General features: G+C 45.1%; 25 protein-coding genes. 1 reads left to right on the forward strand and 24 read right to left on the reverse strand.

Annotated features, from left to right (window positions below):
• Positions 1–185: 185 nt before the first annotated feature.
• From AC58VC_RS02645 to AC58VC_RS02760, 24 genes are all read right to left on the reverse strand, one after another.
• Positions 186–935, reverse strand: coding sequence for a YphF family lipoprotein (locus tag AC58VC_RS02645; RefSeq protein ID WP_497367301.1), 750 nt, complete (start codon positions 933–935; stop codon positions 186–188).
• A gap of 25 nt (positions 936–960) precedes the next feature.
• Complete coding sequence (locus AC58VC_RS02650) at positions 961–1314, reverse strand: 2Fe-2S iron-sulfur cluster-binding protein (protein ID WP_497367302.1); 354 nt, start codon at positions 1312–1314, stop codon at positions 961–963.
• 35 nt (positions 1315–1349) lie between these two features.
• Positions 1350–1934 (reverse strand): nucleotidyltransferase domain-containing protein, encoded by a 585-nt coding sequence (locus tag AC58VC_RS02655; RefSeq protein WP_497367303.1) that lies wholly within the window; start codon positions 1932–1934, stop codon positions 1350–1352.
• A gap of 21 nt (positions 1935–1955) precedes the next feature.
• Positions 1956–2249, reverse strand: a complete 294-nt coding sequence (locus AC58VC_RS02660; RefSeq protein WP_497367304.1) for a 2Fe-2S iron-sulfur cluster-binding protein — start codon at positions 2247–2249, stop codon at positions 1956–1958.
• Between the two features lie 18 nt (positions 2250–2267).
• Positions 2268–2447, reverse strand: a complete 180-nt coding sequence (locus tag AC58VC_RS02665; RefSeq protein ID WP_497367305.1) for a DUF2768 family protein — start codon at positions 2445–2447, stop codon at positions 2268–2270.
• Positions 2448–2547: 100 nt separating this feature from the next.
• Entirely contained in the window at positions 2548–2814 is a 267-nt protein-coding gene (locus AC58VC_RS02670; protein ID WP_497367890.1) for a stage VI sporulation protein F, read from the reverse strand.
• Positions 2815–2907: 93 nt separating this feature from the next.
• Positions 2908–3951: an NAD(P)H-dependent glycerol-3-phosphate dehydrogenase gene (locus AC58VC_RS02675; protein ID WP_497367306.1), complete on the reverse strand. Its 1044-nt coding sequence runs from the start codon at positions 3949–3951 to the stop codon at positions 2908–2910.
• Positions 3952–4005: 54 nt separating this feature from the next.
• The gene (gene plsY / locus AC58VC_RS02680) at positions 4006–4614 is read right to left on the reverse strand and encodes a glycerol-3-phosphate 1-O-acyltransferase PlsY (protein ID WP_497367307.1); all 609 of its coding nucleotides are present in this window, start codon (positions 4612–4614) and stop codon (positions 4006–4008) included.
• Positions 4615–4628: 14 nt separating this feature from the next.
• The gene (der, locus tag AC58VC_RS02685; RefSeq protein WP_497367308.1) at positions 4629–5954 is read right to left on the reverse strand and encodes a ribosome biogenesis GTPase Der; all 1326 of its coding nucleotides are present in this window, start codon (positions 5952–5954) and stop codon (positions 4629–4631) included.
• Between the two features lie 129 nt (positions 5955–6083).
• Positions 6084–6263 (reverse strand): capping complex subunit for YIEGIA, encoded by a 180-nt coding sequence (locus AC58VC_RS02690; protein WP_497367309.1) that lies wholly within the window; start codon positions 6261–6263, stop codon positions 6084–6086.
• A 6-nt stretch (positions 6264–6269) separates the two neighbouring features.
• Positions 6270–7175, reverse strand: coding sequence for a YIEGIA family protein (locus AC58VC_RS02695; RefSeq protein WP_497367310.1), 906 nt, complete (start codon positions 7173–7175; stop codon positions 6270–6272).
• Positions 7175–7801: a YphA family membrane protein gene (locus AC58VC_RS02700; protein WP_497367311.1), complete on the reverse strand. Its 627-nt coding sequence runs from the start codon at positions 7799–7801 to the stop codon at positions 7175–7177. The genes AC58VC_RS02695 and AC58VC_RS02700 overlap by 1 nt, the downstream gene beginning before the upstream one ends.
• 128 nt (positions 7802–7929) lie before the next feature.
• Positions 7930–8988 (reverse strand): type 2 isopentenyl-diphosphate Delta-isomerase, encoded by a 1059-nt coding sequence (gene fni / locus AC58VC_RS02705; protein WP_497367312.1) that lies wholly within the window; start codon positions 8986–8988, stop codon positions 7930–7932.
• Between the two features lie 31 nt (positions 8989–9019).
• A complete protein-coding gene (rpsA, locus tag AC58VC_RS02710; protein WP_497367313.1) occupies positions 9020–10330 on the reverse strand; it encodes a 30S ribosomal protein S1 in 1311 nt (436 codons plus the stop codon).
• Between the two features lie 151 nt (positions 10331–10481).
• Positions 10482–11063 (reverse strand): lysophospholipid acyltransferase family protein, encoded by a 582-nt coding sequence (locus AC58VC_RS02715; RefSeq protein WP_497367314.1) that lies wholly within the window; start codon positions 11061–11063, stop codon positions 10482–10484.
• 1 nt (position 11064) lies between these two features.
• Positions 11065–11748, reverse strand: a complete 684-nt coding sequence (gene cmk, locus AC58VC_RS02720; protein WP_497367315.1) for a (d)CMP kinase — start codon at positions 11746–11748, stop codon at positions 11065–11067.
• 139 nt (positions 11749–11887) lie between these two features.
• Complete coding sequence (locus AC58VC_RS02725; RefSeq protein WP_497367316.1) at positions 11888–12112, reverse strand: hypothetical protein; 225 nt, start codon at positions 12110–12112, stop codon at positions 11888–11890.
• 68 nt (positions 12113–12180) lie between these two features.
• Positions 12181–12834, reverse strand: coding sequence for a flagellar brake protein (locus AC58VC_RS02730; protein WP_497367317.1), 654 nt, complete (start codon positions 12832–12834; stop codon positions 12181–12183).
• A gap of 104 nt (positions 12835–12938) precedes the next feature.
• Positions 12939–14312 (reverse strand): germination protein YpeB, encoded by a 1374-nt coding sequence (ypeB, locus tag AC58VC_RS02735; RefSeq protein WP_497367318.1) that lies wholly within the window; start codon positions 14310–14312, stop codon positions 12939–12941.
• Between the two features lie 108 nt (positions 14313–14420).
• Complete coding sequence (locus tag AC58VC_RS02740; protein WP_186456150.1) at positions 14421–14576, reverse strand: hypothetical protein; 156 nt, start codon at positions 14574–14576, stop codon at positions 14421–14423.
• Between the two features lie 71 nt (positions 14577–14647).
• Positions 14648–15343: a glutamic-type intramembrane protease PrsW gene (gene prsW, locus AC58VC_RS02745; protein WP_497367319.1), complete on the reverse strand. Its 696-nt coding sequence runs from the start codon at positions 15341–15343 to the stop codon at positions 14648–14650.
• Positions 15344–15438: 95 nt separating this feature from the next.
• Entirely contained in the window at positions 15439–16941 is a 1503-nt protein-coding gene (locus AC58VC_RS02750) for a DnaB-like helicase C-terminal domain-containing protein (protein ID WP_497367320.1), read from the reverse strand.
• A gap of 131 nt (positions 16942–17072) precedes the next feature.
• A complete protein-coding gene (locus tag AC58VC_RS02755; RefSeq protein WP_127451207.1) occupies positions 17073–17678 on the reverse strand; it encodes a genetic competence negative regulator in 606 nt (201 codons plus the stop codon).
• A 247-nt stretch (positions 17679–17925) separates the two neighbouring features.
• The gene (locus AC58VC_RS02760; RefSeq protein ID WP_497367321.1) at positions 17926–18258 is read right to left on the reverse strand and encodes a hypothetical protein; all 333 of its coding nucleotides are present in this window, start codon (positions 18256–18258) and stop codon (positions 17926–17928) included.
• 165 nt (positions 18259–18423) lie between these two features.
• Here AC58VC_RS02760 and AC58VC_RS02765 point away from each other — a divergent pair, with 165 nt between their 5' ends.
• Positions 18424–19281: a polysaccharide deacetylase family protein gene (locus AC58VC_RS02765; protein ID WP_497367322.1), complete on the forward strand. Its 858-nt coding sequence runs from the start codon at positions 18424–18426 to the stop codon at positions 19279–19281.
• Positions 19282–19332 lie beyond the last annotated feature (51 nt).

Raw genomic sequence — 19332 nt, forward strand, 5'->3', positions numbered from 1 at the left:
AAGAAATATATGTACTTTCGATAGAAATATGATAGATGTGCCATATCTTTTTTTTACCGCTCATATTTTATGAAGCACATATAGGGCTTTCCTCACCACATTGAAAAAATATATGATTGCATCGACGGCGATATTCTGAAAAATGAAAAAAACCTCCTACAGATTACTGTAAGAGGTATCACTATTTATGGCGTCACTTGGGGAAGTGGCTGATTATTCTGCCAATGATATTCAAAACTGCGAATCGGCACGAAGTATGATTTGTTCACGAGAATCTCTCGTAAATCCTGATCCGGTTTTAGTGAGCTAGCTAAAGCCTGATCTTGAATAAACTTCATAATATCCATGGCATAATCGATAGCAACTTCGCCTGTTTGCTTATTCACCAAGTAGGTTACGAGGGTCTGGCGGTTATACACCGACTTGATTTCGGGGGCTTTCATCCCCAAGTTATTGAAATCCACATACTCGAACGCTTCATTGATAGCAATTCCAGCAGGTAACTTTCCATCATGACTTGCTTTATAATCATTTATTTTCTTCTGGACATCTTCCACGCTTTGGTAAGCCGATAAATCCATCAGTTTTACAGTAGGTTTCGTTTCCACATCTACAAGTACATAGATGAAAATACCTCCGCTTTCAAAAGCGTTGGCAGGTACAGTGCTTAAATAGTTCGACTTTTTCAATTTCGCAAAATCAATGACATATTTCTCATAGAGCGGCGTCGTCATATCACTATTTTTTATAGGCAGAACACCGCTTTTCTCATGGAAAACATCAACGGCTTGCTGAACGACGGTAATAAACTCCGCAGGGTTAATTTGATTCTCCTTACGCAGTTCTTTAGGATAAGCGCATCCGCTTAACAACAGAACTAAACTAAGGATTATGCCTATCCATCTGCCATATACAACACCTCGAGCTATTTTCACGCATCCATCATCCTATCTTTATTCTCTAAAATAAATCATCCTCTTCAGCTTGTCTGGCAAGCTGAGCACGTATAGCAGCCTTCAGAGGGTCCTCTGGGATCGTCACCTGCACAGGGCCAATCACACGAGCCTGACAGGCAAGGCGGTAGCCTTCCTCCGCTTGTGATCCAAGCTTCAATCGTTCATTCACATTCATAGGGGCGAGCCCCTTGCTGCTAGCGTCATTCACCTTCACTTTACACATCAGACAAGCGGCTTTGGCTCCGCAGCGTGTGCGAATTTGAACCTTAGCCTTCCTTCCAGCATCCAGTAAAGTTGTGCCTGCCCGAACACTTATTTTCTTGTCGTCTGGCCAGAAATGCACTTCAATCCCACTCATAAGATCCACCTACTTATCTGTCAACTTCCCAATCATCAGCACGAATCTATTAATTCTCCAAGCCTTTTCTCAAACGCTAGTCCCCAACTATTTCTTTGCAATAACGCATTTAATGTCGGCATGTGCAGCTCTGGAGCAGCAATCATTGTATGATAGATAGCCTCATAACGATCAGGCCGATTCCGCAATAGATTAAAGAGAAGTTCATGAGCTAACGGCATAACCTTCACTTCATGGTTCCCAATCACAGCTGTATAGCTATGGTCCTCCCATAGGTACGCAGCCTCCACTTGATAGAAGGAATCCAGTGCTTGAACCTTGAAATCACCTACTACTTCAACTGCATCACCATGAATCTGATAATGGCTGAGGATCGAGGCATATATGCTTGTTTGACTATACACAGGTGTATCAACTGAATAATCTTGAAGAGAAGAATGAATGGCGGATACGTCGTTCTTATCCACATAAATATCCAGATCTCTTGGACTTCTTCCAATATCTACGTTTTGCATAAGCAGTCCGCAGCTGCCACCGATGAGCCATCGTACGCCAGGTGCTTGCATTAATTGTGTATGAATGGTAGTAATCGTTGGTACTAACGGTTCCAGCAGGACCAAGATGCCCACACCTTTCAGATTTTAAAAATATGGCTTATGTGTAACGGAAATGGTGCCTGCTTGTTTAATCAGGCATTGACAAGCAAGTCGATAGCCTTGTTCTATTTCTTCGGGCTCTAGTCGACTCTCTTCTTCATCGGAAGGGAGTGAGAGCAGCTCGCGTCCAGCAGCTACATAACAACGGCATCTGGCGCACGTACCTCGCGTGCACGAGAAACCCCATTCCACGTCATTTTTGAGCGCATGATCCAAGATGCTTAAACCAATTTCCGGCTCCATCGTTTTTTGCATTTTGCGCGTTTTTAATTCCAGCATGTATGTATCGCCTCCCAGTTAGAACAATGATAGCAGCATATAGAGTAAAATTGGAATGAATAAAATAAAGGCAACGGTCGAAAGAACGACACGAATCCATCCTTGTGTACGCGTTCTTGCGTACGAAATCAATAATGATGCGACAACCATTAGTCCAATGGCTACAAAAGACGCCCACATTTTGTCCAAACTTGACATATTTTTAACTCCTTATGTATAATCTTTAAAATTATCACCAGTAAGTATAGCATAGGATGAGAAAAAAAGCATAAAGGGCAGCAAGCTCCCCTTCATGCTTTTATTTTTTACCCATCATCATGTTCATTAGCTGTTGCATATTGTTGCTGTCGAGCTTGGAGCTTTTCACAGCCTGAATGATATCATTGATCGTCTCTTCGGATACTTTGACATTTACAAGGCCAGAGACTTGCTTGATCAACTGACGCAGCTGAGTCTCACTTTGAAGTGTTGAAGGTTTCACACCGCTTGCAATTCTCTCGATATCTTTGGGTGTAACGGATTTCCCCGTTTTCTTCTTCACCACGCTCAATACGTCTTTAGACATATCTTTGTTTGCCAAATGTGCCGCCTCCCTATACCTGATAAGAACTAAATACTTATACGGTATAGTATGAGTGCGGGAAGAATGTGGTGTAGGCTACTTCAATACATTTGTAATGACATCCGTAGCTACTTCTTCTATTTCATGCGTCCTAACGCGGCCCATAAGGTCCTGTGCGGCTAACTGTGGTGATTTCCCATCGAATAGTACTTTGTACAGCTCATCAGTAATAGGCATCGTTACATCGTACCTGCGAGATAATTCGTAAGCTGCTTTCGTTGTCTTCACGCCTTCGACGACCATTCCCATCTCTTGAAGCACCTCATCTAGAGGAATACCCTTCGCGAGTTTATTTCCGGCGCGCCAATTTCGGCTGTGTTGACTAGTACAAGTCACAATCAAATCACCGATTCCAGCTAATCCGGCAAAAGTAAGCGGGTTAGCCCCCATCGCGGTGCCTAAGCGAGCGATTTCAGCCAATCCTCGGGTCATTAGCGCAGCTTTGGCATTGTCACCAAAACCCAAGCCATCTGTCAGCCCTGCACCTAGTGCAATGATGTTCTTAAGAGCTCCGCCAACTTCAACGCCTGCAACATCCGGATTCGTATAGACGCGGAAATAGGCGTTAATCAATAGATCCTGCGCGGCTTCAGCCGATTCCAGGTCTTGCGCCGCGACAACGACAGTCGTCGGACATTTCCGAATGACTTCTTCTGCGTGACTGGGACCCGAAAGTACCACAAGCTGATTCGGATTGACTTCGGGCAGCTCATCTGCGATTACTTCGGTCATTCGCTTGAGGGAGCCTGTTTCAAATCCTTTGGTCGCGTGGATCAACAAAGCATCTTTATTCAAAAAGGGACGCATGTTGGATGCAACCTCACGCATTCCGGATGAAGGGACGACCATAATGATCGCATCCGCCCCTTCTACCGCTTCCTGCAGCGAATTTGTCGCTACGATAAGCGGTGATAACTCCACATCTTGGAGAAAACGGCTATTCCGGTTTTGCTCATTGATCTCTCGCACTTGCTCCTCATTACGAGACCATAACAACACCTGATGTCCATTATCCGCCAGTACCGTGGCAAGAGCTGTTCCCCAGCTGCCTGCTACCAGAACCGATACTTTGTTTGACATGGTTACCCCTCCTAAACGTTATGCATTGGAATTATTGGATGATGTTCGCCAACACTATGCTCTTTTCTGGCCCAATTTATTCTCTTTACCCTGAACGAGCTTCACAATATTGGTACGATGGCGCAAGAAGGCAAACGCGCATAGCAATATGCTGATCCACAAAACTTCTAATGGTCGATCCATTCCCCAAATAAGAAAAGGTAAAAGTGCGGTTAGAATTAGTGAACCGAGCGATACGAATCTAGTTATCGCAATAATGACGATAGCCGTTAAACCTGCAATTAACGTAGGAATGAAGCAAAGCGTAGCCATTACGCCGATTGTAGTGGCAATACCTTTGCCGCCACGGAACCCGTAATATACCGGCCAGTTGTGTCCAACGATGGCAGCAAGTCCGCACAATACGCGAACCCACATATCGTCGGGTCCAGGAGCTGCCCATATGCCAAGGCAAACGGCAGCAACTCCCTTCAAACCGTCCAAGATCAATACCATGATTGCTGGTCCCTTGCCCAATACGCGTAGTGTATTGGTTGCGCCCGCATTGCCGCTCCCATGCTTGCGGATATCGATGCCTTTAAACCATTTCCCAAATAAATAACTAAAGCTTATAGCCCCTAATAAATACCCTGCTACGATTGTTATTATGGAAATTAAAAGCAAGCTGCAACATCTCCTTATTCTTTGTCCGAAGTCTTTCTACGGCTTAGGATACGAATCGGTGTTCCTTCAAAACCAAAGGCTGCACGAATTTTGTTATCCAAATACCGTTCATATGAAAAGTGCATGAGCTCAGGCTCATTCACAAAGAGCACAAAGACAGGAGGCTTAACGGCAACTTGTGTCACATAGTTAATCCGCAGACGTTTGCCTTTATCCGTCGGAGGAGGGTTATACGCTACGGCATCAGAAACGACATCGTTCAATAAATGAGTCTGAACACGCAGGGCATGATTTTCCGCCACTTGCATAACAACCGGCAACAACTTATGCAAGCGTTGCGTTGTTTTGGCTGATACAAAGACAATCGGAGCATAGCTCAAGAACAAGAAATGGTCGCGGATCGTTTGTGTAAAATGCTGCATGGTTTTATCATCTTTTTCAACGATATCCCATTTATTTACGACAATGATAATCGCTTTTCCTGCTTCATGCGCATATCCAGCAATGTGCTTGTCCTGATCAATGATGCCATCTTGACCATCAATAACAACGAGCACAACGTCAGCGCGTTCGATCGCTTTCATGGCTCTCATAACGCTATATTTCTCAGTATTCTCGTAAACCTTGCCTCTTTTGCGCATACCAGCGGTATCAATAATAACAAACTTCTGATTATCCCGCTCAAATGGCGTATCGATTGCATCGCGCGTCGTGCCGGCAACATCGCTGACAATAACCCGTTCTTCGCCGAGAATGGCATTCGTCATGGACGACTTGCCGACGTTCGGGCGACCAATCAGAGCAAACTTAATTACTTCGTCTCCATACTCGTCGTCCTTCTTGTCAGGGAAAAGCCCACAGACAACTTCGAGTAAGTCACCGATACCAATACCGTGTGAACCCGAAATCCCAACAGGATCACCAAATCCTAGAGAATAGAATTCATAGATGTCATCTTGGCGCGCAAGGTTATCGACCTTGTTAACCGCAAGTACGACCGGTTTTTTGGAACGGAATAGCAGTTGGGCTACTTCTTCATCCGATGGGGTTACACCCGCTTTAGCATCTACCATGAACACAATAACATCCGCTTCTTCAATCGCAAGCTCAGCCTGCACACGAACAGATTTGAGGATCGCATCCTCGCCATCAATTTCAATACCGCCTGTATCAATCACGCTGAATGACGTATTCAGCCATTCGCCCACACCATAGAGTCGATCACGTGTTACACCCGGTTTATCTTCCACAATCGCAAGACGATCGCCTACGATCCGATTGAAAATGGTGGATTTTCCGACATTCGGTCGGCCGACAATTGCAAGTACTGGTCTAGCCAATTCTCATTCACTCCTCCTGATTCCATGATCAGCCATGGAAAAATACGCAACTTACATCATAACAAAAAAGACACGGATTGGCTAATCTCTTTTGAGACTTCGCCAAATTGATCATGGGACACCAGCATCTTAGGTATGCTTGACCAGAATCATCGTGCCATTTTTCAAATCATGCGCATTCGCATCCAAAATTTTTTCCAGTGAGAAAGAGATTTTCTGCAGATCATCCTCTTGCTCTACCACAAAGATTGGCGCACCTCCGCCAACCCGATCCTTCGTTAATGTCACAACAGCAAGAATTTGCGACATGGCGCTTCATGCCCCCTTATTTTTGTTTACACCGGCCTCAGACGGCATACGCACAGCGCTCTCCAGCACGGGAACCCGATGCAGAGCAATAAATGTCTTGTGCTCATCTTTCTCCTGTGGCAGCAGCAGCACTCCTACAGTACCAGTATTCATATCCAGCTTGGCCATAGGCCGCAAAGAGGGTTCCCCCTCATCCCGGTAAACACCAAACAAGGTAGAAATATCATGGAGAATCGCTTGTCTTTGGCCCAGATTCGCCAAGGTCACGCGTGAATTGCGATTTTTGGGTTTAATCAGAAAGCCTACCCCATGTTCTTTAATCTTATTTCGGCTATCCTCCAGCCCCACATTCATTATATAAATGGAGCCAACAAACAAATCAGGTCCATCCATCCGGATCGGAACGGCTTCTATATCCGCTATCTCACCTAACTTTTTACCCGATTTAAAATAGTGAGAAATCCAGATCGACAAAATACCGGCTAGGACTCCCCAGTACCAAGCAAACAAAATACTGAAGAGGGACGCCAGAAAAGCTGAGAAAATGACCAGATAATTTCTTCCCTCGAATACCATGGCGATGCCCTCGATATAGGCAGCCCCTCTTGGAACTAACTCCAATTCATCTACCTTCGTTAAACTTTGTCTTTCCATATTACGAACATCCCTGAACTGCTGCGCGGCTAAAGAAAGAAAAGTAACCGCCGTATAGTTTTTGTCCAGCAAGGCAGGTACTGCTACAGCTCCTAAACCTGCCGCGATAACGCCAAGGGAGATATGTATGATTTTTCCATGCGGATATGTCGGGTATTGCCTATAATCTGTTCTAAGCATATTGAGCCTAGCTAAAATCCCAAAAATAACACCTACAACGATGCCTATCGTATATCGATGTGCATAAAACCAGTCCATTACTTTCTCCAGCCTCCTCTTCGCTCTATCCAGCTTCTTATCATACTTCGACAGCCCGTGTAGGCCGCTTGCAGAATAATCGTCATTGTTCGCGCAGTAAAGACAGAAAGCCACCATTGGTCTTGAAATGTCGAATGACCGACTTGATGGTAACCCCCAACGGGATGAATGCCCGCCTGATACATATCACCGAGCAAGTAGCCCATCGAGAGAGCGGCAATTTGCTCCAGCGCGCTACGCTGTAAAACAACCGCTATCAAAGCGAGCAATAAGGCAATATCCCAGTCTGAATTTCGCACAATGAGGATCGGATCCATCTCCAGCAACTGCTGCAGCAAGAAATGAAGCGAACCCAGCAGAAGCCCGATAGAAAGCAAATGAAGCTTATGTATGAAGCCTTGAATCACGAAGAGAATAGCTATGCTAATGGCAAAAACCAACATATAGACGAGTTGAATATGTACTTGCTTAATCGTCACAGAGAAACACGAACCTACAATCCACAGGGCAAAAAAAAGAAGCATGCCCTTATGCGATATACTTCTGATGTACAACTCCTTCCACCCGCTGGCAAACAAAATCAGCGTGATGCAAAGGAGAATGAGAGACAAATAACCGGAGTTCATAATCTGACCACCCTACAAGGCATAGGCGAACCGATGATAACTATCACCGCTTGCCTGCGGATCTACGGCTTCCACTCTTCTTATATAGAGGGAAGCACATCTTGATCCTTAGTATGGCAATCTTTCGATTATTTACTCCGATTGGTTTTATCTGCGTATGAGGTTAAATCAATCCCGCGGGTGCGGCACCATTCTGCCGTTTCTCCCATAATGACAACGGGGCACTGCCCCAAATCCTTAATCGTAGGGGCGCCAAGCGCCGTCATAATTAAAATAAGTCCTTGATGCAGTTCGTCTGCAAAACGATGCAGGCTTTGGGTGCCTTGCTCACGCAGCACCTTCAGGAATGCTCCAGCCATGCCGACAGCTGAGGCGCCAAGTGCAAGCGCTTTGGCAGCTTCCAAAGCGTTCGTAATCCCCCCTGAGGCAATAACAGCGCCTCTTGGGTAAATAGACAGCGCCTCCAAAAGCGAGATGCTTGTCGGGGTACCCCAGTCGTTCAGCCACTCGATTGCTGCTGGACGTCTGGCATTCTCTATGGCAGCGAAATTCGTGCCACCCGAACCACCAACATCCAAGACACGGACACCAATCTCTTGCAATTGTTTGGCGTTATCCTTCAGGATGCCGAAGCCGACTTCCTTGACAATGACTGGCACCTGCACTTGCCGAACGATCGCCTCAATGCGCTTCAGCATACCTACAAAGCTGCGATCCCCTTCAGGCATGATCAGCTCCTGCATGACGTTCAAATGAATTTGCAGAGCATTCGCTTCAATCATATCGATAGCTCTAACTGCTTGGTCAACGGTAGCCTCGCTGCCCAAATTCGCAAACACGACACCCTTCGGGTTTTCGCGCCGCACGACTTGGTAGCTGGACGCTACCTCGCTGTTCTTCAGCGCTGACATCTGGGAGCCGACGGCCATGGCCATCCCCTTCTCCCTTGCCATGATGGCTAGTTCGCGGTTGATGCTCTCTGTCTCCTGGGCGCCTCCGGTCATCGCATTAATTAAAATCGGCGAACTCATAATGAGATCGCCGATTTCAGTCGTTAATGCAATGTGATCCGTTGAAGTCTCAGGTAGACAGTTATGCACAAGCTTGATATCCGACAGCCCTTGCTGTCTGGATTGACCAAGCTCCAGCGCGTAATGGACATGCTCCATTTTGCGTGAGATGCGCATTCCTTTGGTCCTCCTAAAAATCAAGTATCACTTATTTTTTAAATTTGGAAAGTTTGTCGCCGAAACGCTCGCCAAGTGTCATGGAAAGACCTTGGTTGCTTAAAGATACGTTCTCGTTACCAGCGATTTCTTTTTGATGACTAGCGCTGTTGCCGCGGTCACGGTCGCCTCTAGGTTGTCTTTCTCTTTCTGGTTTAGCAGCAGACGGAGCAGCTGCGCCAGCAGGAGCTTCAGGAGCTTCTTCTGTTTCTTTGATGCTTAGGCTAACACGTTTCTCAGAGGCATTGATTTCCAAAATTTTCACTTGAACTTCTTGGCCTTCTTTCAATACTTCATGAGGCGTTCCGATGTGACGGTGAGCAATTTGGGAAATATGCACAAGACCTTCAACACCAGGAGCCACTTCAACGAATGCGCCAAAAGCAGCAAGACGTTTTACAGTACCTGTTACGATATCGCCAGCTTTGAAATCATTCTCCACATTGGACCATGGTCCTGCTTGTGTAGCTTTGATGCTAAGGCTGATTTTGTCGTTGGACGGATCAAGTTTAAGGATTTGCACTTTAACTTTATCGCCTTCTTTTACAACATCAGAAGCTTGCTCTACGTGGTGCCAAGCTAGCTCGGAAATGTGCACCAAACCGTCGATGCCACCGATATCGATAAATGCACCGAATTGAGTCAAGCGTTGAACAGTTCCGTCTAGGACTTGTCCTACTTGCAATCCTTCGATGATTTTCTTTTTGTTTGCTTCGAATTCTTCATCCAAGACATCTTTTTGTGAAAGGATGACTTTGTTTTTCTCACGGTCGATTTCTTTCACACGAAGACGCAATGTGCGGCCTTTGTAGGAGGAGAAATCTTCAACGAATTGACGCTCAACCATGGAAGCAGGTACGAAACCGCGTACGCCGATATCCACAACCAAACCGCCTTTTACAACTTCAGCAACGGAAGCTTCGATAATTTCTTTGCTTTCCAGTTGGCCTTGCAGTGTTTCCCAAGCTTTTTCGCTGTCTACTACACGTTTGGAAAGAACCAAAGTTTCTTTCGCATCGTTGATAGAAACAACTTTCAATTCTACTTCTTGTCCAAGCTGTACCGCTTGACCCGCATCTTCCAAACTTACGGAAGATAGTTCGCGAACCGGAATAACACCATCGTATTTGTAACCGATATCCACGAAGGCTTGATCTGCGTCTACCTTAACGATTTTGCCTTTCACGGTAGCGCCTTTCTTCAGCACAGCAACATTGTTCATGGCATGCTCCGCTTCTGCTTGCGATACGGCTGTTTCTTGAGCTTCTTGCGTTTGATCTTGAACTTTTACTTCATCTGACATGAGATTAGCCTCCTCTAATTACAACCAACAAAAAATAATTTATAAGTCACAAAGCAGTATGTAAGCTTCTACTCTGTTTCAAACAAAACAATCTTAATCATTCGCTTTTGAAGATAGTATAATTCCAAGCTTTCATTTCCATACATGTGGCCTATGCCTTGCTATATGTACTGTGTAAGCGGCGAATTTCTTTCATAATGGCTTCAGTCGCCAGCTCCAGATCTTCTGAGCTAGCTCCCGCGTAAGCACTCAAATCAAGCGGTTTACCGTATACGATGGTCATGCGGCGGAATAATGAATAAGTACCAACAATTGCCACAGGAACGACAGCAGCACCAGATTTCAAAGCAAGTGAGGCAGCGCCCTTCTTGCCCATTCCCCCAGCATTATTACGCGAACCTTCCGGGAAAACGCCTAACATATTACCATCACGGAGCAATTGCACCGCAAGACGGATCGATTCTCTGCTTACACCACCGCGTTTAACTGGAAAAGCGCCGACTTTGGAGATGGCTGCGCCCAACACAGGAATATCGAATAGTTCGGCTTTCGCCATAAAATGCACCATACGTTTCAGCGGTGTTCCTAATAATGGAGGATCTAATACACTTGTATGATTGCCGCAAAGCACTACTGCACCATGTTTAGGGACATTTTCCATGCCAATGGCACGTAACCGAAAGAACAAGGTGAAAAAGCAGCGAAACAAGGCTCTTCCGATGCGATATAGCATCTTATTTGCCACCTCCGACTTTGTCTTTACAAAGCCCAAGTATCTCGTCCACAACTTCTTCAATCGTCATTGAGGTACTGTCCATCAATACAGCATCATGAGCACGTCTGAGCGGAGAAATCTCTCGATCTTGGTCCAATTGGTCCCTACGAGCGATGTCCTGTTCAAGTTCGGAGAGCGTCAGTGTACAAGTACCGCTGCTTTGCATCTCTTTGAAGCGTCGCTCTGCGCGTTCCTTTACGCTGGCTGTTAGAAATACCTTGATTTCTGCATCCGGCATGACATGAGTGCCGATATCCCGGCCATCCATGACCACGCCTCTGGAAATCGCCATTTGTTTCTGCAGGGTGACCAGCAGTTCACGTATCGCGCCATAACTGGCAATTTGGGAAACATGATCTGTAATGGCAGTCGTACGGATTGCTTTCGTCACATCGGCGCCATCGACAAATACTTGTTGACCTTCATCTCCAGGAATGAGCTCAATCTTCATGCGATTGGCCAAAGCAGCCACTTCTGTCTCTTGATCAGGTAGCAGCCCTTCTTGCTGTACTTTCCATGTTACTGCCCGATACATGGCTCCTGTATCCACGTAAACGAATCCAAGCGCCCCGGCGACAAGCCGAGCGATGGTACTTTTACCGGCTCCAGCAGGTCCATCAATGGCAATATTGAACTTATCCAAGCTGCTGTTCCTCCCAACGATACTCAACAATACCTTACGAACAAAAAAGCAGGCACTGCCTGCTAATTGATTCAAATTATATCACACTACCTAGGTATATGCAAAACTTGGACGCATAATAGATTGTACCCTGATGTGCTTAAGAGCGCTCTCCCTTCCCATTTTGAGGCATGATATAAGGCTTTCCTTCTAACGGTTCAACCCTCGTAAAATGCTTGCGTATATAAGGGATTTGGAGTAACAACTGGACACAAATAAGCACGATAAAACATATGAGCGTTGTCCGAATAATCACCTTTTCTACTTTCGCAGAGAAGAGGATAAACAACTGCTCATAGGACTTCGTTTCCCGATCGCTTGACATGAGCTTTTCACCTGCTCGAATAGGCATATTGTCTGGTAGTATACCCATGCGAGCTAACTCTCATGCAATTATCTTTTCCGGAAATCCATCTGCCGTTCAAAACAAAAACGAATCAGTTTCTGGCGCTCCCTATCCAAAATCTCAACAAATCTGACCATGGCGAGTTGCTTGCCGGTTTCCAATTGTTTGACGCGCACTACTTCGCCGCTAAAAGGGATATGCTCAATGTTGCCATTTTTGTAAGGGACAAGCAGCCAACAAGAAATAATTGTGTTGATTCCAAGCGGAATCTGGCCATCATAAACCACTGAAATGCCGCCTCCGCCTACATCGTCGGTCACGCCAATAAATTGAAATTGGTCTGATACTTTGACCGCAATTTCCAGTTCAGCTGGTACCCTTAGAAAGCTTCGGCGCTGCACTTGCGTAATTGCTTCCGGTTCGGGCTTATGAAGTTCAACTAGACGAATCACATCTTCACGAAAACCGATAACCGATGTTGTGAAGTAATGTTTGACACCGCCTTGTCCAATATAAAAGGTGTTCAACTCATCGCCATAATACAGCTTCTTGAGTCGACCCGATTGCTCATTCATTGGAATTTCTATGACGATTGAGCGATCCGTTACATCGGCAATTCTAGATTTGTATTCGATCCTAGACTCTTCATCATCAATACTGTTTACTTGTATATGTAAAATTTGGTTGACCTTGGGCAGCAATCCCTGCACCTCCGAAACATATTATGACACAATTATACCACGCTGCTCTTATTTGAATAGCAAAAAAAAGAAGCTGGGCTCGAACCCGCTTCTTTTTTTCGACTTTATGTTGCTTTTTCTGCAGCCGCTTGTGCTTGATCTGGACGAATCGTCTCTATTTTTTCTTCCATTCCCAAATCACCATTGATATAGACACGATAAAGATTATTGTTCATTTTCCCGATAAATTCATGACAGAGAACTTCCTCATCCAGATCATTTTTGATGATAGCAAGGGATTCTGCCGTCACTTTCATATTCGGACTAAGTTGTTTCCGCGCTTCAGCCGCTGTAATTTTGGGTTGTCCAATATTACGCTCGACCTGTCCATAAATATAATCCGTAGCCTGAAGTCCGATCACTTCGAGCGTGTCCAGTGCTACCTTAACACTAATTTGCTGGGGATAAATCGTAACATCTTTCTCACGCTTAGCGAAAATAATATTCGCAATGTTTTGATATTGATCATAGCTTACTGCACTCATATCTTTATATTCATGTTGATCCAAAAACTCATTCGAGATATCACGAGCTTGCCGAAGGTCAAACTTCGACTCCTTGACGTCTCGCGGCTTCATGAAATAAATCAATTGACCGCCTTTTTTCGTGAAATCCATCTGAACACTATCAGCGCCGCTAGTCCCGCTCGGGATCACAACGCTGAAACTTTGATTCTCGGGGGAATTTGCACCGTTTTCTACGACTTGCATATTAGCTGTGTCGGATTGCCCAAGAAATTGAGCCGCTTTTTGCTTAATCTGATCCGCCGTCATGTCGCTACCAGACAGCATGCTTATCTTTTTCTGGGAAAGCACGCCCATACTGCCTGGCCCCCAGTTCAACTCCTCATAAGCGCCTACTTTTTTGTCCACGATGGAAAAACCGTCAATAATCGCATTATCATGTACTTCATTCTCCGAAGCTAGAGCCAGTTCCACGTCCATCCAACGCAAATTGTTCGTCATTACTTTGTCCTGAACTCCGCGTATTTCTTTCGTAATCTCAGCGGAATGATCGTAAAGCGAACTTAGCGTTTTTATTTCCGTCTCTGTTAATGGCTGCTTGGTCATATCGCGAACTGACATTCGGTAAGAGTAATTAGCCATATTCGCCAAGAAATCCTCGGTTTTGTTAAAAGGCAGCAGTGTTAGCGGAAGCTGTGTGATATCGCTTTGCGCCTGGCTGGTCAACCGCCATACATTCACAAGCCCTTTGCGGTAAGAAGGCTCAGCCGTCGAGTTAACAGCAAGCGTGTTTCCTAGCTCCGTATGCAGTTTGTCCATATGGAAGGAGAGATCATGAAATGCACGCTGATATTGGTTCTCGGCTTTAATCAAAATCGTATTTTTCTCCTGATGCTCTAGGTACCCCCAAACGGATGCACCGATTAAAGCAATCAATAGGAATGGAAACATGACAATGCTCAATCTTTTATACACGTGAATACCCCTTTCATCCCCTAAACTTGCGCTTAGTTTTTGCGCGGATAGACAGGTTTATACAAGATTGACAACAAAAAGAGGCCTATTCAAAAGAATGGCCTCTCATCACTCATCCGTCTCCACTTCGAAATCATGCTCATTGCTGCAAATACATTGCCTAAAACCCGTTTCGATCTTACCTTTTTCTCTTTTACCTTTCAGCACGAACTTTTCCCCGCATTGTCTGCAGCGGATCTTTACTTTCACTCGTGTTATGGACATGTACACCCTCCCGGTAGTTCCTAGCTCTTTGAGCCAGGAATCGCCTTCTATAGTGTCCAGTATTGACCAATTTAACTCATTTTAATCTTCTCATCTGCTGATGCGACGCGCAGCGGCGAATGAGCATTTGCTCGGTCTACCCGCCATATTGTACGAATCCATAGAAATGTCATAACAGGTATCATGACCCAGATCCAGTTGGATTTGAAGAAGAGCAAAATGTAGTCAAACAGTCCATGCCAGAGAATCGGCAGAAGGAGCGAGAACCACAGATACTTTTGGGCTTTGTGAGGAACGAACTTGGCCTTTCCCATGTAGTAACCCATCATGACTCCGAAAAGTGCATGCGCTGAAACGGGCAGCAGAGCGCGGATCATTAGCGCAGAGAAAGATGCTGCATTTAAGAAAGCGTAAATGATATTTTCTAAAGTAGCGTAACCCAAGCTTACCGCAACCGCGTATACAATTCCGTCATAAGGTTCATCAAATGCTTCATGCCTGAAGATCAAATGATACAGAACGAACCATTTCATAAACTCTTCAATGCCTCCAGATAGGAGAAATGACGAAATAAAGGTACCTTCGCCCACTTCTTGAATCAGAGCATTCTGAAGCACCATCGTTGGATATACGAGCAGCACACCAAATAAGAACATGCGGATAACCAAATGGATAGGTTCCGTTTCGTAACGATCTTTTAGATAAAAGTATGCAAGCAGTGAGAGACCTGGGGCTACGGCTGCAAGAACAATCGGTAATATTTGCAAATGCGGCTTCCCCCTTATGCTAGAAGTTATGAAGTACCCTCCGTACAGTCATGTCATATTACATTATAGTCATTTTGGAACGACTTTTCTATGTTTTATTCCGTAAAAAGTGCACAATCATTATGGAAAACGAGAGGGATATTCCCTATTGTGCCATTTCTGTTCTTCGTTAATGCCAGCGATATCGCCTGTTGACCATCCACATCCGATTTCACAGGTTGCATAATCATCACGACATCAGCAGACGCCTGCACACGATCTGGTACGTTATCTTGGCCTAACTCCAGAGCAGTTGCTGCGATAATCGGGCAATCCCATTCCCGGGACCACTGCTTAAGCGTAAACGCTATGGCAGCCTGTTGCTGTTGCCAAGTCAGAGTCGCCGCACCTTCGCCCATCGGAATACGTTGCAAATGATCAATGAAAATAACGGGTTCTTTGCCTACGATGACGGCAATTCGTTCTATGTTAGCGGCGACTTGATCCAGCGTTGTACTCATCGTACACTCAAGCATCCACAGCATCTTGCTAATTTTGGCATACTGTTTATTGGCCTCAGCCACTTGTTCGGGATCTATTTTGCCGCCCAGCACCTTCTGCGGCGCTACACCAATAATCCGCGCGATGCTGCGAGACCACAATTCAAAATTCGTCATGTCCCAGGAGACAAATATGACCGGTGTTTCTTCAAGTGCGATATGATCAGCCATTTGCTTCAGCAGCATACTTTTGCCTATAGATCCAGATCCCGCAAGAAGATACAAGCCATTCCCAAACCCACCGAATAGGAGCGTGTCCAGCTTGTCAAAGCCCGTACGAATAGAGGCTACCTGCCCGCGGAATCTCTTCATATATTCTTCCAAATATACTGTGCTGTTCTTGATATCCGGCGCTACAGGAGCTAACATAGCCTCTTCAACAGACTGATTAACCAGTGCAAGGAAGGTCTCAACCGGATTTTTAGCTCTTACGAATAGATCATTGATGTCGCGAATGGTCTCAGGCAAGGAGATAATATACGTTTCGTTCCCCTGTTCACGCAAAACGGATTCAATCCGTGTAGACTCTCTACGTCCATACTCATCGTTCCCCATACAAATATAGACGCGTTTCCCAGTAAAGAGCGAGAGATGGTGCTCTTTGAATATGCCATAATCTGGTACACAAACAGCCGGGACTTTGGCCTGCGCGAGAGAAAGCACATCGAAAATACCACTACACAAAATGACTTCATCGGAATCTTCCATGGCAGCGTAATTAAAAAGGTATTGGTCAACCCCATACAAGGCCTTATATTTCGGCTCCTTATTATCAATGGAGCGTCCGATTAAGTCGACAATATCGCCGTCGTAATTACGAATTGGCAGGATCACTCTGTGCTCAAAATAATCGCCCAGTTGATTTTGATCGACGTAGAACCCGATTTTCCCGATTTCAAAACCAATCCGAAATAATTGCGCAGTTTCCTCGGTAATCCCTCTTTTTTGCAAATACAAATAGGCTTCTTCTCGCATCTGTTTCTGGTAGTAGCTCAGTAAACTGTCCAAATCAACCGCTGCCAACGTTGGCGCCAGGCGCTTATGTTCTAAGTTCGTCATGATTTTCTCCCCCATCGTCTCTTCGCAAGGATGCAAAACCATTTTCTATCCAATTAAAAAAAGCATCAACAAAAACGGTTGTTTTTGAAGATGCTTGTTTCATTCAACAACAAAAGAAAAGAGGATGGCCTTTATTTAAAGTGCTGACAAAGCACCTTCACGGCGTCATCGGCAATAATCGTCTTCCCATACTCTTCAAGCACCGCTTGTGTTACGGAAGCAGCTTCCCCGAATTCGGACAGGACCGCGATTAACGCTTGGTACTTCGTATCTTCAAGGTCAACAGGTTCTAGTTGTAAAATATATTTCCCTTTGTAGGAATAAAGGGTGCCGCCTTCAATGAGAAGCGGATTGATTACTTTGGAGACACGTAGCAGATCTTCAAAGTCACGGAACGCATAGGAGACTAAATCGCTTTGTTCAAGCGTTACTTCCATCTCATACACTTCTTCAGCTTCATGATCATCATACGAATCTGAATTCGCATACAAATCAAGCTTGCCTCTTGTTACAATGACAACCATTCCCTGGGCTGGCAGTGCAAACACCTCAACAGCTAGAGGTCCGGACGGGTCAAATCCGAGCTCTGAATAGGCTTGATCCATCATTTCACTGAATAATTCGTGTACTTTGGGGATTTCTCTCCACATGTCGTCCTTTTGAATTCCGCGTTCAGTTAAGTCATCGAATGTTAGGAAAATCCGTATCTTATCCTGACTTAAGCGTTCTATTTTCATGATAGGATCCTCCTTTGAGCCTCCCGATTGGAAAGCTTGCATCGAAAGCATGGTCATCTTATTAAAACAGAATATGATAAAAAAACAAAAATGTGAACCTTGAAGCAAGATTTGGACAAGTATTCTTTTATCGTTTTCACCTACCATGTTAACACTATTTGATTCCAATTGCACGCGCAAGTTATGTATAAAAAGAAAAAGCACAGCCGGCCCCGTGGGTATGCCTGACTGTGCCTGCCGTGAGCATTTATTGAATGGTCGACGTATTTTCTTTGTTGGCTTGCAAAATTTCGTTGACGGTCACACTCAAGTGCGGGTCTTCCTTGACGATTTTTCCCACCGTGCCGAGCCCGCCGCTTGTGCTCGTGCCTGCATTTGTGCTTGTACTTGAGAAATTCCGGACCGGCGTATCGCTGAATGATTTGCTCGCAAAAGTATCTTTCGCTTTATCCACTACTTTCCCCATCGACTCACTGGATGAGCTGAACGCGGAGAACAACATTGATTTACTTTTGCGATTCAGATAGACGACCGCTGCAGCTCCGGCAATACCACCTAACAAGAAAGTACCTATCTTCATTGGGTCTCCCTCCATGTTAATTTAGTATGAATCCTTCATAGGTTGCGCGAGTTGTAGAGAGGGCATACGTTCAAACAATAGGAAAACAAAGGAGATATGATCTAAGCGAAATGTGGTACTATAAGGTGAGACGATAGAAGTTAATTTGCCTGAGGAGAACGAGAAATGAATAACAAAGCCAGTGTCCTGTTGATCAGCATGATGATATTCCTAGCTGCCTGCAGTGAAAGCCAACCGGCCAAAAGCCCAGTTTCCACAACGAGTGCGACACCAACAACGGCAGTTACGACAGCTGCTAGCCCAACTCCTACGGCGGCACCAACCCAAACGCCGGTTCCCACACCTACACCTGAGCCAGCTAAACCAGTTCCACAAGAAGTAAAGAAGGACTATCATATGAACAAAAATTATGATATTGTCCCCAACGACCCTAACGGAAACAAGAAAATTATCCTCTTAACTTTTGATGATGGACCCAAAGAGCAAGAGATGAATCAGTCGCTAATCGATACTCTCAAAAAACATAACGCTAAGGCGATTTTCTTTTTGAACGGCTACCGGATCAAACAAAAACCTGAGCTCGTTAAGCTGATTCACGACAGCGGCAATATCATTGGCAATCATGCATGGGACCATGACAATTTGAAAGACATGCCAAATGCCAAAATTGATCAGCAAGTAGATGATGTTCAAAAAATGATTAAAGAATTAACGGGGGAAGCCCCGCAGTTTTTCCGTCCTCCATTTGGTTCGGGCAACGATTACTTGAAAGCCAAAATCAAAGAAAATAAAATGCTTTATATGACATGGTCAAATGGATCATTGGATTGGGAAATGACCAATCAAAAAAATGATCCCAACAAAGTTATCGAGAATGTCATGAAACAGCTGCACGGAGGCAGCAATATTCTGATGCATGAACTCCCATGGACGGTCAAAATATTAGACACTCTCCTCACACAGTTAGAGGAAAAAGGGTATTCGTTTGTGGATCCGAATGCCATTGAGCTTGAAATGAGATAACAAAAAGAAGCTTTGCAGCCCCCTCTCGCACCATTCAGGGGCTTGCAAAGC

It is taken from the genome of Paenibacillus sp. J22R67 (assembly GCF_059692175.1).